At 55.5% G+C, this 13,801-nt stretch carries 11 protein-coding genes and 1 tRNA gene; 2 read left to right on the forward strand and 10 right to left on the reverse strand.

Annotation, left to right across the window (positions count from 1 at the left end):
- Window positions 1-134: 134 nt before the first annotated feature.
- Complete coding sequence (locus CA948_RS11070) at window positions 135-842, forward strand: hypothetical protein (RefSeq protein ID WP_094195772.1); 708 nt, start codon at window positions 135-137, stop codon at window positions 840-842.
- 118 nt (window positions 843-960) lie between these two features.
- Here CA948_RS11070 and glnQ read toward each other — a convergent pair whose 3' ends face one another.
- From glnQ to mnmC, 9 genes are all read right to left on the reverse strand, one after another.
- On the reverse strand, window positions 961-1,689 hold the full coding sequence (glnQ, locus tag CA948_RS11075; RefSeq protein WP_094195771.1) for a glutamine ABC transporter ATP-binding protein GlnQ: 729 nt from the start codon (window positions 1,687-1,689) through the stop codon (window positions 961-963).
- Entirely contained in the window at window positions 1,686-2,525 is an 840-nt protein-coding gene (locus CA948_RS11080) for an ABC transporter permease subunit (protein WP_395013623.1), read from the reverse strand. The genes glnQ and CA948_RS11080 overlap by 4 nt, the downstream gene beginning before the upstream one ends.
- A gap of 112 nt (window positions 2,526-2,637) precedes the next feature.
- Complete coding sequence (gene glnH, locus CA948_RS11085) at window positions 2,638-3,369, reverse strand: glutamine ABC transporter substrate-binding protein GlnH (RefSeq protein WP_395013717.1); 732 nt, start codon at window positions 3,367-3,369, stop codon at window positions 2,638-2,640.
- 227 nt (window positions 3,370-3,596) lie between these two features.
- On the reverse strand, window positions 3,597-4,388 hold the full coding sequence (locus tag CA948_RS11090; RefSeq protein ID WP_094195768.1) for a MetQ/NlpA family ABC transporter substrate-binding protein: 792 nt from the start codon (window positions 4,386-4,388) through the stop codon (window positions 3,597-3,599).
- A 50-nt stretch (window positions 4,389-4,438) separates the two neighbouring features.
- A complete protein-coding gene (locus tag CA948_RS11095) occupies window positions 4,439-5,098 on the reverse strand; it encodes a methionine ABC transporter permease (protein ID WP_022983463.1) in 660 nt (219 codons plus the stop codon).
- Entirely contained in the window at window positions 5,095-6,105 is a 1,011-nt protein-coding gene (locus CA948_RS11100; protein WP_108728026.1) for a methionine ABC transporter ATP-binding protein, read from the reverse strand. Before CA948_RS11100 ends, CA948_RS11095 begins: the two co-directional genes overlap by 4 nt.
- Window positions 6,106-6,351: 246 nt before the next feature.
- Window positions 6,352-6,427 (reverse strand) — tRNA-Lys (locus CA948_RS11105).
- Window positions 6,428-6,691: 264 nt separating this feature from the next.
- Window positions 6,692-8,860 (reverse strand): glycoside hydrolase family 31 protein, encoded by a 2,169-nt coding sequence (locus CA948_RS11110; RefSeq protein WP_108728751.1) that lies wholly within the window; start codon window positions 8,858-8,860, stop codon window positions 6,692-6,694.
- A 151-nt stretch (window positions 8,861-9,011) separates the two neighbouring features.
- A complete protein-coding gene (gene mnmC / locus CA948_RS11115) occupies window positions 9,012-10,877 on the reverse strand; it encodes a bifunctional tRNA (5-methylaminomethyl-2-thiouridine)(34)-methyltransferase MnmC2/FAD-dependent 5-carboxymethylaminomethyl-2-thiouridine(34) oxidoreductase MnmC1 (protein WP_108728027.1) in 1,866 nt (621 codons plus the stop codon).
- 131 nt (window positions 10,878-11,008) lie between these two features.
- Here mnmC and CA948_RS11120 point away from each other — a divergent pair, with 131 nt between their 5' ends.
- Window positions 11,009-11,872: an inositol monophosphatase family protein gene (locus tag CA948_RS11120; RefSeq protein WP_108728028.1), complete on the forward strand. Its 864-nt coding sequence runs from the start codon at window positions 11,009-11,011 to the stop codon at window positions 11,870-11,872.
- 157 nt (window positions 11,873-12,029) lie between these two features.
- Here the strand turns inward: CA948_RS11120 and CA948_RS11125 are convergent, their stop codons facing one another.
- Window positions 12,030-13,727: an AMP-binding protein gene (locus tag CA948_RS11125; RefSeq protein WP_108728029.1), complete on the reverse strand. Its 1,698-nt coding sequence runs from the start codon at window positions 13,725-13,727 to the stop codon at window positions 12,030-12,032.
- Window positions 13,728-13,801 lie beyond the last annotated feature (74 nt).

A 13,801-nucleotide genomic window follows, 5' to 3' on the forward strand; every position in this document is an offset into this window, starting at 1 on the left:
TTTCCAAGCACAACAAAGGGCAACAAAGCCAACCAGTCCCGCCTCCTTAGCCCCAATGACGTCTATGCTAATGGGTTTTGTAATCAGGACTTGATTTGTCTCAAGTCCCTTGTCTGACAGGAACGTCTGTTCTCATGCTTGGTTCCTCCAAACGCACCGTATTCAAGCCCACCGCCTACGGCTCCAGCCGTCGAAAACGCCGTATTCCACGCTGGTTTGTCCTGCTGTTGACAGGCATTGCCCTGGGTGCGGGCGGTCTGCTGTTCTTGCAACAAAGTTATGGCCCCACGCGCCTGACCGTAGAGCAGTCCGAACAGTTGCACTATGATCTGAACAGTGCCAACGCCGAGAAGCAACGTTTGCAAGCTCAGTTGAACCAGACCAGCCGCGAGCTGGAAGACGTCAGCCAAAACGAGGACAAACTTGGCAAACAGACCAGCGACCTGCAAGCCATGGTCACCAAACTGGAAAAAGACATTGCCCTGTTTGCCGATGCCATGCCGCCAGACCCACGCGGGACCTCGCCCGGCATTCGCGCTGCCGAATTCACCATCAAGGAAGGCCAACTGAATCACTTTGTGCTGCTGATGCAAGACAAGGGCAAAGAAACCGAATTTAGCGGCACGATGGAACTGGTTGCAGCGGGTCGTTACAGCAATGGCCGCTCTGGCAATGTGGACCTGCCTGGCCAGACCGTCAGCGTAGGCCGTTATGCCTACATCAATGGCTCCGCCGAACTGCCCGCCGGCTTTACGCCGCGCCAGGTCACGATACGCATCAAACCAGATGGCTCGAACCGCGTCGTGGCCACACGTACCATCTACGTCACTCCATCGAAATAACAACCCTTGCCTGTCTGTCACGTACAGGCAGGCAATGACAAGAAAGCCCTTCAGGTCCTTGGCTCCATCGCCAAAACCCTGAAGGGCTTTTTTATGCCCAACGATCCCGACAGACGCTTTAAGCTACATGCTGCAAAAAGTCTTTAAGGCGTTGGCTAGGAGGATCACTGAGCAGCTCGGCAGGCGGCCCATCATGCGCTACCCGGCCCTGATCAATAAAAATCAGACGGCTGCCCACACGACGCGCAAAATCCATCTCGTGGGTTACCACCACCATAGTCATGCCTTCCTCTGCCAGCAATTGCATGACCTTGAGCACCTCCTGGCGCAGCTCCGGGTCCAGCGCAGAGGTTGGCTCATCAAACAGCATCAACTTAGGCTTGATCGCCAATGCACGGGCGATAGCCACTCGCTGCTGCTGACCACCGGACAACTCATTCGGGTAATGATTGACGCGCTCGGCCAAGCCCACCTTGGCTAGCAGCTCCATCGCTTCCTTACGCGCCTGGGCGCGATCCATGCCCCGCGTATGCACGGGCCCGAACATGACATTTTCCAACGCACTCATCTGCGGAAACAGATTGAACTGCTGAAACACCATGCCAGCTTCCCGGCGCAGCTCCCGCACTTGGGCTGGCGTACCATTCACGCTCAAGCCATTGACCACAATGTCGCCCGCCTGAATGTCTTCCAGCTTGTTGATGCACCGTAAAAAAGTCGACTTCCCCGAACCCGAGGGGCCGACCACCACAACCACTTCGCCCTTATCAATCGTCAGACTGATATCGTCGAGCACGATATTGTCTCCAAAGCGCTTGGTTACCTGCTTGAACTCGACAATACTCATACAATCCTCATACGGTGTTCAATCAACTTCAGAGTCAGGGCAATCAGGCCAGTCAGGATCAGATAGATCACGGCAACCGCCCCCCAAATCTCCACCGAACGAAAGTTATTCGCAATAATCTCCTGACCCTGGCGAGTCAGTTCGGCCACACCGATCACAATAAACAGCGATGAATCCTTCAGGCTGATAATGCACTGGTTACCCATGGCCGGAATCATGCGGCGAAATGCCACGGGCCCAATGATGTGCCGCAAAATCTTGTAAAACGGCAAGCCCATCGCCTCGCCCGCCTCTTTCAGCCCCTTGGGTACCGATTGCAAGGCACCACGTACGATCTCGGAAATATAGGCTCCGGAATTGATCATCAAGGTAAAAATGGCGGCAGTCAGTCCATCAATGCGGATGTTGGCCAGCAGGGGCAGCGCAAAGTAGATAAACATTACCTGCACGACAATCGGCGTGCCGCGGATAAGCAGCACATAGACCTGGCACAGAAAGGACAGAACCAGCAGCAGATAGCGCCTGAAAAAAGCCAGCAAGAACAGAGCCATCAATGCCTGCAGCGAACTCCAGATCCAGGCCGGCACAAAGCTCAACCAATTACCTGTCAGCCAGGACAGGCCCTTGATCACAAAACCGAGCACAAACAGCCCCAGGATGAACCATGCTGCCCGGCGCCAAGTGACCGGCACCCGAACATAGGTGGTAATCACCCCGGTCAGAAAACCCAATACAGCGCCACCCATCAAACCCGACAGGGTAATGAGCAGCGTCATTTTTGTACCTTCCAGAAGGCTGGGTAAAGCCCCCCAGATAGCGTCCCATTCAAAAGTCACAGTGCTACCTTTGTCTTTGAATAAACGCCCGCAACAGAGCGTCAAAAAATAAAAGCGGTGATCCCGTTACGACACGCGATCACCGCCTGGCATGCGCTTGGCTCCAAGCTGTTTAATCAGGCTGCTTGCCAAACCATTTTTGGTAGATTTTGTCGTAAGTGCCGTCAGCACGAATGTCTTTCAGAGCCTGGTTCACAACCGGAACCAGTTCGCTGTTCTTGGGAAAGCCAATACCGTAGAAGTCACCACTTTTCACGGCGCCAGTGACCTTCACACGGTCCTTGCCGCCGGTCTGGGCGTAATACTGCACATTGGGGGTATCGTGCACCACGGCATCCACACGGCCTGTTGCCAGCTCCAGGAAGGCGTTGTCGATATTGGGAAACAGCTTGAGCTTGGCAGTCGGCACCGAACGCTGCATGAAGTCCACAGTGGCCGTACCGATCTTCACAGCCACCGTCTTGCCTTCCAGGTCGGCGGCGGTCTTGATGGCGGAGTTATCGGTGTTGACCAAAATAGCCAGACCGCTTTCGTAGTAAGGATCGGAGAAATCAATCACTTGCTTGCGGTCATCACGGATGGTGATCCCGGCCAGCGCGGCATCCAGATTGCGCGTTTGCAAACCTGGAATAATGCCGTTGAAATCCATGGGCTGGAAGCGGTAATTCAGATTGGCTTTTTTTGCGACCGCATCCCACAAGTCGATATCAAAGCCTGTGTACTTACCGTTCTGCTTGAACTCAAAAGGCACAAACGCCGTATCGGTTGCGACCACCAGCTCTTTGCCTTGTTGCGCCAAGGCCTGCCCAGCGGGCAAAGCCAAAGCCAGGGCCAAGCCGGCCATCAGGGTTTTCATTTTCTTATTGAACATCCGTTACTCCTCTGTAGGGACTGACCCACAATCAGCCAGTTCGATGTTTACCCAAGTCTGGTACAGGCTCATGACCTGGCCCAGCGTTGATCTATGCTACCCGAAGCAGCCCAACTCTTCGTATTTAATAGTTTTAAAAAAAGAAAAACCTCGGGAAATCCCGAGGTTTTTCAGACAATGAGCCGTATCAAAACTCACATTCAGAACGCAGGAACAATGGCCCCCTTGTATTTGTCTGCAATGAATTTCTTTACATCTTCGCTATGCAAAGCCTGGATCAGCTTGGCTACACGTGGGTCGTCCTTGGACTTGGCAGCCACCGCGATCAAATTGGCGTAAGGAGAGTCTGCACCTTCAATAGCCAAAGCATCCTTGGTGGGGTTCAGACCCGCTTCCAGCGCGTAGTTGGTGTTGATCAGAGCGATATCCACATCAGCCAGTACGCGCGGCAAGGTAGCAGCTTCCAGTTCCTTGAACTTCAGCTTCTTGGGGTTCTGGTCCACATCACGCGAGGTTGCCAGAATATTGGAAGGATCCTTCAGGGTCAGAACACCTGCTTTTTGCAGCAACAGCAAAGCACGAGCGCCATTGGACGGATCGTTAGGGATTGCCACCAGTGCGCCTTCTTTCAGCTCGTCCAGGCTCTTGATCTTGGTGGAGTAAGCACCAAAGGGCTCAACGTGAACCACGGCCACCGACACCAGATCGGTTTTGTGTTCTTTGTTGAAGGTATCCAGGTAAGGCTTGTGCTGGAAGAAGTTGGCATCGATATGGCCGTCAGCCACTTGCTGGTTGGGCTGCACGTAATCGGTGAACACCTTGATATCCAGGTTCACGCCTTCCTTGGCCAAAGCAGGCTTGACAAACTCCAGCAGCTCGGCGTGTGGCACAGGGGTAGCAGCAACCGACAAGGTCTCGGCGGCTTGGGCCACGCTGGCCAGCAGAGCCGACACGGACAAGGCCAGAACGGGAACAAATTTCTTCAAAGACATGAGCGACTCCAGTTTCAGAAAGGCAAGACTATCACGATAGCTGCCAGAACTTATTTTCGGCTCAAACGAGCCACCATGGCGTCTCCAAACACCTGCAGGAGTTGCACCAGCACCACCAGAATAGTCACGGTAACCACCATGACATCCGTTTGATATCGTTGATAACCAAAGCGCAGGGCCAGGTCACCCAGACCACCACCGCCAATCACCCCGGACATGGCTGAATAGCCCACCAGTGCAATCGCAGTCACAATCAGGGCTGCCACAATGCCGGTCGTCGCTTCGGGCAATAAAGCCAGTAAAACCGTCTGACGAGAGTTGGCTCCCATGGCACGGCAGGCCTCATTCACACCAGGATCCAGTTCACGCAAAACATTTTCTACCAAGCGGGCAAAAAACGGCGCCGCACTCAAGACCAAAGGCGGAATCGCGCCCTGCACTCCCAAAGACGTACCGGCCAAAATGCGCGTCAAGGGAATAATGACGATCAAGAGAATCAGGAACGGCACGGAACGCAAAATGTTCACGATCAGGGACAAGCTCTGGTAGATCCAGGCATTGTCCAACATCTGCTTGCGGCTGGTCAGAAACAGCAGCACGCCTAATGGCAAACCAATAATTGCGGTAAAGCCCAGCGAAATACCTGTCATCAACAAGGTATCAATCGTGGCCTCACCAATCAGCGCCCAATCCAAGTTGCTAAAGTTCATGGCCGCAATACCTCAAATTGGACATTCAATTCAGTCAGCAAGGCATCCAGCCCTGCCTTAGCCTGCGCATCCCCTTGTACGGCCACAACCAGTTGGCCGTAAGGCTCGGTTTTGATGCGACCAATGGCCCCCTGCAATATGCTCACATTCAGCCCCAGTTGGCTGGTAATGCGGCTAATCAAAGGCTCGGTCGTGGCCACACCACGCACACTCAGGCGCATGACACTACCGGGCACACCCTCTGCCAATGCATGCCAGTCGTCAGCGTTCACGCCGCTTTCGCTGAGCAGGGACTGCGTGGTGGGATGATGCGGATGCAGAAACACATCCAGCACTTCGCCACACTCTACAATCTGGCCGGCGTCAATCACCGCCACCCGGTCACAGACGGAGCGAATGACATCCATACCGTGGGTAATCAAGACAATCGTCAGCCCCAGTTCCTGATTGATCTCGCGCAGCAAGCGCAAGATGGACTGGGTAGTTTCTGGATCCAGCGCCGAGGTGGCTTCGTCACAGAGCAAAAGCTGCGGTCGATTAGCCAGGGCACGCGCAATACCGACACGCTGCTGCTGTCCGCCCGATAACTGACGGGGATACTTGTTGGCATGATCCTTCAAGCCCACTAGCTCCAACACTTCCAGAGCACGAGCGTGGCGTTGAACACGACCTACCCCTGCCAATCGCAGAGGAAAGCAGACATTATCCAGAACCGTGCGGGAGTGAAGCAAATTAAAATGCTGGAACACCATGCCCACGCCTTGTCGGAAAGCGCGCAACTGCGCGCCCGAAAAACGTGTGATGTCCTGATCCTGTACCCAGACCTGGCCTGAACTGGGTTGCTCAAGCAGATTGAGCATGCGGATCAGCGTACTTTTCCCAGCACCCGAGCGACCAATAATACCGAAGACCTCTCCTTGGTGAATCTGCAAGGAAACGTCGTTCAAAGCATGAACGGTCCTGCCTGCCAAAGAATAGGTTTTTGAGATGTGTTCAAGACGAATCAAAATGAACTCAGCCTAGTTAGTCAGTCGAGTTATAAAAGCCTGAGCTGTAAGCGAAATTTACCATAAAGCAAATTTGACAATGACCAGATAGATATAACCCTTGGAAATATTGAAACCATACTGAGGGCTGCACTGTATAGCAAGATTTCCGACCGGCTAATGCGCGGACGTGACCTTGGCTGTGCAAGGCAAGCGCCCAAAGAAAAAGGCCGCTAAGCGCGGCCTTGTTTCTACGTTTCAGTGTAGTGGTGGGTCGTGCGCGACTCGAACGCGCGACCAACGGATTAAAAGTCCGCTGCTCTACCAACTGAGCTAACGACCCCCTACTGAAAGATGAAATTATGACCCGATTCCAAGGACTCGTCAAGCATTAAATGCAAAATAATCAGAAAAAAAGCATTTTTCTTCAAAAAAGATGAAAACAACGGCTTTCAACGCCCCAGTCTCAACACTTTTCTCTGTTTCAGAAACAAAATTTGAACTTCTATTCAACAGAGTTTTGTGCTGAAAATAGAAAATGCCTCCCGACACGGGGGCTAACCCCACTGCCGGAAGGCATTCAAAGACAATCAGGTTCGTCTAAGACTTAACGGGCACGAGAAATACGAACCTCGGCACCACGGCGTTTGACCTCCAGCCCTTCGGACGGCAGGATCTTCAATCCCTCCAGACCTTTGATGTAGCTGGAGCCTTGCATCTGCATGACGCGGATCTTGTTGCGCATCACAACCGGGCTGTGCTCGGGCATGCCAAACATCCAGACCTCATCAAGCAAGCGGGCCGAGTTAAATTCAGAGGTGTGCTTGACCACCGGTCCCAAACACAGCATATGTCCTTCGCGACCAAAGACCGGCAAACGATCCAAACCCACTATCATTTTCACGGTCGTGCCACCCTCGTAGCGCCAACCGGTACTCAGATCCCACCAGGCATCGCCTTCAGGCAGATAGACCTCAACATCCTGCCCCGGCTGCAAGACAGGAGCCACCAGCAAGGCAGGGCCCAATAAATACTGGGTGTCCCACAAACGCGCCTGAGCATCTGCCGGGAAGCTTTGAGCCATAGAGCGCTGTACAGGCAAGCCGGTACGCACAGCGTCCTCAATAATGCCCAATACATAAGGCACCAGACGAAAACGCCACTCCAACCAATGGGCAACCTGAGCCTGCGTTTCTTCGTCAAACGCATCAGGCCGCAAAGCAGGAATACCTTGCAGGCTGAAATTCGCCGAGAAAACCGACATGGCCAGCCACCGCAGGTACAACTCTGGCGTCATTTCGCTGGTCGATGCTGCCGCATTGCCCCAACCATGAATCTGGATAGGCACGCCACTATTGCCGGTGGCCAGGGCTGACTTCAAGGATTCCGTCAGACCCGCCCAGGTATTTTCGACCTGAGGACCCAATTGCCAGGCAAAGCGCTGACAAGATGGACTCAGGTCGCGGCTGGCGACCACCCCTTCTTGCGGCGTCTTGTGACCAGCAACCGCGTCGAACAAGGCTTGACGTGCCAGCACAGGATAAATTGCACGCAACAAAGCGCCAGACTCGCCTCCCCGGCTGGTAACGGCATCAGGAATGTCAAAGCGGGCATTGCACAGCACGGCCCCCAGGCCATCGTCGACCATCTGACGCTGACGCTCGGTCCACATGCGAAATACGTCTTTGTGAGTCAGGTCCAGCAAGCCGTAATCGCGGCCACCGCTAAGCGTGTCGCCCGGGAATACATAGGCGCAGCCGTCATCATCATTGATGAGCAACCAGCCGCGATCTTCCCACTCCTCAAACAAGCTGGTGCCCGCCTGTACGCAGGGACGCGTCCAGGCAGCCAGTTGCAACTGATCATTATGCAAGGCAGAGAACGCCTCGCGGGGATCAGCCATGCGGGCGGCGTCCCACTCCAGCGTCGGTTTGTCCTGCTGGAAATCGTACGGCTCAGGAGGCGGCAAGACGGCCACATCCAGTGCAATACCCTGCTCGCGGCACTGATTGGCCAACTCACGCAAGGACGTTACGTCTTGCGCTTGAGCGCCATCCAGCCACAAGCCCATAGGCGTGACACCGGGTTGACCCGCACGGCCCGTCAATGCGGAGTACTGGTTGATGATTTCGCTGGGATCGCCCAGGAACAGGAAAAAATCCAGTTCGGCAGCGTGTACGCGAGCGCGGTACGCATCCAAATCCTGCTGGCCCAGATCGTGTTCCACCCGCTCGAAGGTATTGATGTACAGCCCCCAGCCTTGCGTGCTCCAGAGCAAAGGCAGGCTGCGATCATCCGGACGATCGGTATCGATCATTTCCTCGCGGCGGTCCAGCTCGCCCAAGGTTTCGCCCAGACCATACAAGGCATCTTCCTCGGCCAGGGCCAGATCCAGCTGCCAACAGCGGCTGGGCTCTTGCACCAGTGTCAGCGGTTGCGCCGCACTGCTCAAGAGCAGTTGATCGCCGCGCCGGACCTCGAAGCGCCAGGGATTGGACTGAATATGCAAGGCGACTTCGCCCTGCTCAATCCGCCAGCCGGAATCGGCTGTTTCCAGTTGAAATTCGCTGACCGCCTCATGGCGGGCCAGCAGCATATCGCCCAAAGCTTTGGCACGGGTACTGAGCTTTTCGTTATCGAGCCGGGCAAGCGGCATACAGCGGAAACGAAAAACACCCGGCGCATGAGCTTCGATGCGCAGCGCAAAATCGGTTTCGACAAAAGCGAAATCGGCCAAGGCCGGTTTCGTCGTCAACAAACTCAGATGATTAAACAATTGTGTCACGTCGTCAGAGTGGAGCGAACGGCACGATGCTGATCGCAGGGTCACGCTCAAGATTACTTAACAAGGCCACTATTTTGACGTATTTGCGCTACAAAGGAAAATGTTGCTTCAAATTTCGCCGAAATAATTCGAAAAACGGGCCTTAGCGAGGTATTAAAGCTTGCTCCAAACGCCGCTCCAAAGGAATAGGTTCCTCCAGACAATAAGCGGCAAACAAACTGGCTGCCAGCAGGCTCCAGCTCAAACCACGTGAGCCGTAAGCCGCAGCCATAAACAAACCGGGCTGGCCCGGCACAAAACCCATCACGGGCAAATGGTCACTTAAGGCACAACGCCAACCGGCCCAACCCTGTTCGGGTATCTCCCCCCTCACAGCAGGATTGGCCAGCATGGCAGAAACTTTTTCGATATTTTGCTGATGTCCCTGGTGGCTGACCTGGGCAGATTCACCAAAACGCTCGTAGGTGCTACCGATGACTTGCCCCTGCGGGTCAACAGGCAGGATATAGCCCTGGCCACTTAAAGTCACTCCACCTTGCGTCAACGCCTGCTCAACAGATAAATACGTCACCTGCCCGGCCAGACGCTGCATGGCTGCCAAGCGAGGCATGGGATGCGCCGCCAGCAGCTCGTCTGGCAACAGGCTCAGGCTTTGGGCCGCTGCCGCTATCACGACACGATTGCTGCTTTCCAGGCATTGTCCCCGCTGATTGCAGACATCCCACACATTCGGCTCCTGGCCGGTTTGCAAGAACACATGCTCTGGAAGGCATTGAATCAAAGGGTGATCCAGCAGACAGGCGACCAGTGCACTGGGATCCACCACCATGCCTTGCGGGAAATACAGGCCACCGCCTTGCAAAGGCACTCCGGCCAAGGCCGAGCCCTGCTCGCGATCCAGCCATTGCACCCAGTCCTGATCCAAAGCCAAACGCGCCAACGCCTGCTGAATATCCGCATCGCTATTGCCCGCCTGACCAAATACCAGCGTCCCGACTCGGCGCGGGCGTGCCGCCTCTGGCAAGCCTTTCCAGCCTTGCCAGGCATGCAGCACAGCATTGCGGCTCAACCGGGCCAAGGGAGCATCATCCAGAGCGAATACCGGAGAGATGGCAGCCAGACGGTGACCTTGATGCGTGGCATCCAGGCCCCGGCTCAAGGCCGGATCACAAACCAGAACAGGCACACCTTTACGCGCCAGCTCCCAGGCACACGCCGCCCCCGCCAAACCAGCACCGATCACCACCACCCGCCCCTGTTGCGGCGGCAAGCTGCCGCGTCGTCCCAGATGGGGACGCAAGCGAGCGCGAATAGTGCACCACTTGCCCCCGGCACCGGGGACTTTTTCCACTTCAAACCCTACCGAGGCCAGATCACGTCGCACCTGCCCTGCACAGCACCAGGAAGCCGCTGTCGCCCCTGGCGCAGCCAGACGCACCAGTTGCCCCAGAACCGAACGCGACCACATGGCAGGATTGCCACGGGGAGCAAAACCATCCAGGTAAAACGCGTCGGCATGGCATTGCAGCTCGCGCATCATGGTTTCAGCTTGCCCAAAGGCCAGGGTCAGCGTGACCCGCCCCTCATCCAGCTCCAGCCTGTGTATACCCGGCACCAGTATGGGCCAGGCTGCCAGCAACTCCTGGGCTTGAGCCTGCAACTGCTCGGGCAAGCGAGCATACAGAGTCGCCAAATCGGCCTGGCGAAAGGGATGAGCCTCTACCGAGACGAAATGCAGCCTCTGGCTGCGTTGCGGATCCTGACGCCAAGCCTGCCAGGTCGCCAGAAAGCTGGCTCCCAGTCCAAAGCCGGTTTCACAAATCGTGAATTGAGATCGCCCCCGCCAACGCTCGGGCAACCCATTGCCTTGCAGAAAAACCCGCCGGGCTTGGCCCAAGGGGCCATCTGCCGGGTGATAGCTATCCTGATACAGAGCACTGACAGGCACGTCGTGCTCATTGAATTCCAAATCGGCCGGGACCAAAGGCTCAAACGCAAAGGCAGCCATTAATTTTCCTGCCCATCACAACACTCACACACGCTCTAACCCCTTAAACTGGCCTTAATCAAACTGACACCAACAAACACGTACAATCAAAGGTCTTTCTTTCAGACTCTTCTTTTTAAAACCGGATTGCCATGCCATTGTCACGTTTACCGCTCAGCGCCTGCCTGGACGCTGCTGTTACTGCAGCCCATGCCGCCGCCGCTATTTTACAAGCCTATGCGTCGGACCGTAGCTCTCTGGTGATCAGCAACAAAATGCACAACGATCTGGTGTCACAAGCCGATCACGAAGCCGAACAGGCCTGCATCAGTGTGTTGATGGAACGCACTCCAGACATTGATATCGTGGCCGAAGAAAGCGGCGGTGTGAATACAGGCCGCCCCACCTGGTATATCGACCCGCTCGATGGCACCACCAATTTCTTGCACGGCATCCCGCACTATGCCGTTTCGGTCGCCCTGATTGCGCCTGCTGGCACCCAAATGGACAACGGCGTTCTAGCCCAGGACACCCCAGTCATTGCCGTGGTCTACGACCCCAATCGCGAAGAGCTGTTTACAGCCATGTACGGGGTGGGCGCCTGGTTAAATGGCAGCCGTATTCAAACATCCTCATCGAAAAAACTGGCGGATTCGGTATTGGCCACCGGCTTTCCATTTCGCGACTTTTCTTTTTCCGACCAGTACATGCCCAGCCTGAACGTCGCCATTACCGGCAGCCGTGGGGTACGTCGCATGGGTGCCGCCGCGCTGGATCTGGCCTGGGTCGCTTGCGGCCGTTACGACGGATACTGGGAAATGGGCTTGGCCCCCTGGGACGTTGCTGCGGGTACTTTGCTGGTGCGTGAAGCCAAGGGCGTGTGCCAGGACCTGTATCAGGAAGAGCCCTGGCCCGTCAGTGGCCACGTCTACGCAGGCAATGCCCACATTGCCGATGAATTGCTGGGCATGGTGCGCCCGTCGCTGACACAGCGTCCGACCAAACCCAAACCTTAACGCCTTATTCGGGGCCGGTTGCCACACTTCCTGCTCCGATCTTCATCACCCAATAAAAGCGAGCCATTTAAAACGGCTCGCTTTTTTCATGCAGATCAGGTTGCAGGCCAGGTTTGACGATTTGCTGAATAATCGCCCCCTGCTCCAAGCCGCCAAATCAAGCCTGCGCTTCAGGCTTGGCTTGCTCGTCCCGCAGGACACGGCGCAAGATCTTGCCCACATTGCTCTTGGGCAGTTCATCACGGAACTCAATGATACGGGGACGCTTGTACGCCGTCAGGCGCTCTTTGCACCATTGCTTGATATCGGCTTCAGTCAGTGATGAATTACGTTTGACCACAAACAGCTTGATGCTTTCACCGCTATGCTCGCTGGGCACTCCGACCGCCGCCACTTCCAGCACATCGGGATGAGCCGCAACCACGTCCTCAATTTCGTTCGGATAAACGTTAAAGCCCGACACCAGAATCATGTCTTTCTTGCGATCCACCAGGCGAATTCGTCCCTGCTGATCCATGACACCAATATCACCCGTTTTCAGGAAACCATTAGGCGTAAAGACATTGGCGGTTTCCTCGGGCTGATTCCAGTAAGCCGACATTACCTGGGGCCCTTTGACGGCCAGCTCGCCCTGCTCACCCATCGCCACTGGCTGGCCTTGCTCATCGAGCAAGAGCACATCGGTAGACGGCAAGGGAAAGCCAATCGTACCGCTGTACTCGCGCGAGTCCGTCGCATTGACCGCCACCACAGGCGAAGTTTCCGACAGGCCGTAGCCTTCTATCAAGGGGCAGCCTGTCACGGCCAGCCAGCGCTCGGCCACGGCCTTTTGCAAAGCGGCACCACCGGCCAGGCACAGCTTGAGTTGTGCAAACGGCAAAGTACGGAATTTTTCGTGATTCGCCAGCGCATTGAACAAGGTATTGACGGCGGGGACGACTTCGGGCGGATTGCGTTTCCAGGCCTTGTATACCGAATTCAGATCACGTGGATTCATCACCAGCACCATGTGCATACCCGCATACATGGCGAACAAGCCACAAATGGTCAGCGCGAAGATGTGATACAGCGGCAAGGCCACCATCATGGTGTAGGCAGGGCCCTTGAAGTCACCCAAAGCGGGAAAGCCCACGGCCTCCACCTGTAAAACGTTGGCCATCAGATTGCGTTGGCTCAGCATGGCGCCTTTAGGGCGGCCCGTTGTACCACCCGTGTATTGCAGCAGCGCCAAATCATCCGGTTTGGCGGGCTGACGGCTCAGGCTCAATTTGCTGCCCCGCTCCAGCACTGCTTCCAGACGCTGCGAACCGGGCAAAGAATAAGACGGCACCATACGTTTCAAATAACGCACGGCAAAATTCACCACACTGCCCTTAAGTCCCATCAGGTCGCCCACGGTGCTCACCACCACATGGGCGGGCTTCACATTCGCCGGAACCTGCTGGAGCACATGCGCAAAATTCTCCAGAATCACAATAACCTGGGCCTGACTATCGGCCAGTTGAAACTCAAGCTCACGTTCGGTGTATTGGGGGTTGGTATTGACGCCCACCATGCCCGCTCGCATCGTGCCCAGCAAGCAAATAAGGAAAGGCAGCCCATTGGGCAACATCAGCATGACACGGCTGCCACGCTCCAGGCCCTGGGCTTGCAACCAGGCGGCAAACGCATCTGCGCTGCGGTCCAGATGCTCGTAGGAAATGTCATGCCCCATAAAGGTCAGCGCAGTCCTGTCCTTATGCTTTTTCATGGCGGCATCCAGACAATCGATCAAGGTCTGCTCGGCGCCTAGCTGAATGTCATGGGGCACGGAGGCCGGATAATGCTCGAGCCAAGGTTTTTGCTGAGTATCCAAGGGCTTGTCACCTAATACGTGTTTATTTATGGTTAACTCTACTCTACTTTATTGTTCAAGCCCAAGGACAAGCC

This window comes from Alcaligenes aquatilis (assembly GCF_003076515.1).
Classification (GTDB): domain Bacteria; phylum Pseudomonadota; class Gammaproteobacteria; order Burkholderiales; family Burkholderiaceae_B; genus Alcaligenes; species Alcaligenes aquatilis.

What these genes read in the sequence shown, in the direction of transcription:
- glnQ (WP_094195771.1), bottom strand. Translation starts at nt 1,689, where the DNA reads ATGAGTATTGTCGAGTTCAAGCAGGTAACCAAGCGCTTTGGAGACAAT.
- CA948_RS11090 (WP_094195768.1), bottom strand. Translation starts at nt 4,388, where the DNA reads ATGTCTTTGAAGAAATTTGTTCCCGTTCTGGCCTTGTCCGTGTCGGCT.
- mnmC (WP_108728027.1), bottom strand. Translation starts at nt 10,877, where the DNA reads ATGGCTGCCTTTGCGTTTGAGCCTTTGGTCCCGGCCGATTTGGAATTC.
- glnH (WP_395013717.1), bottom strand. Translation starts at nt 3,369, where the DNA reads ATGGCCGGCTTGGCCCTGGCTTTGGCTTTGCCCGCTGGGCAGGCCTTG.
- CA948_RS11095 (WP_022983463.1), bottom strand. Translation starts at nt 5,098, where the DNA reads ATGAACTTTAGCAACTTGGATTGGGCGCTGATTGGTGAGGCCACGATT.
- CA948_RS11070 (WP_094195772.1), top strand. Translation starts at nt 135, where the DNA reads ATGCTTGGTTCCTCCAAACGCACCGTATTCAAGCCCACCGCCTACGGC.
- CA948_RS11120 (WP_108728028.1), top strand. Translation starts at nt 11,009, where the DNA reads ATGCCATTGTCACGTTTACCGCTCAGCGCCTGCCTGGACGCTGCTGTT.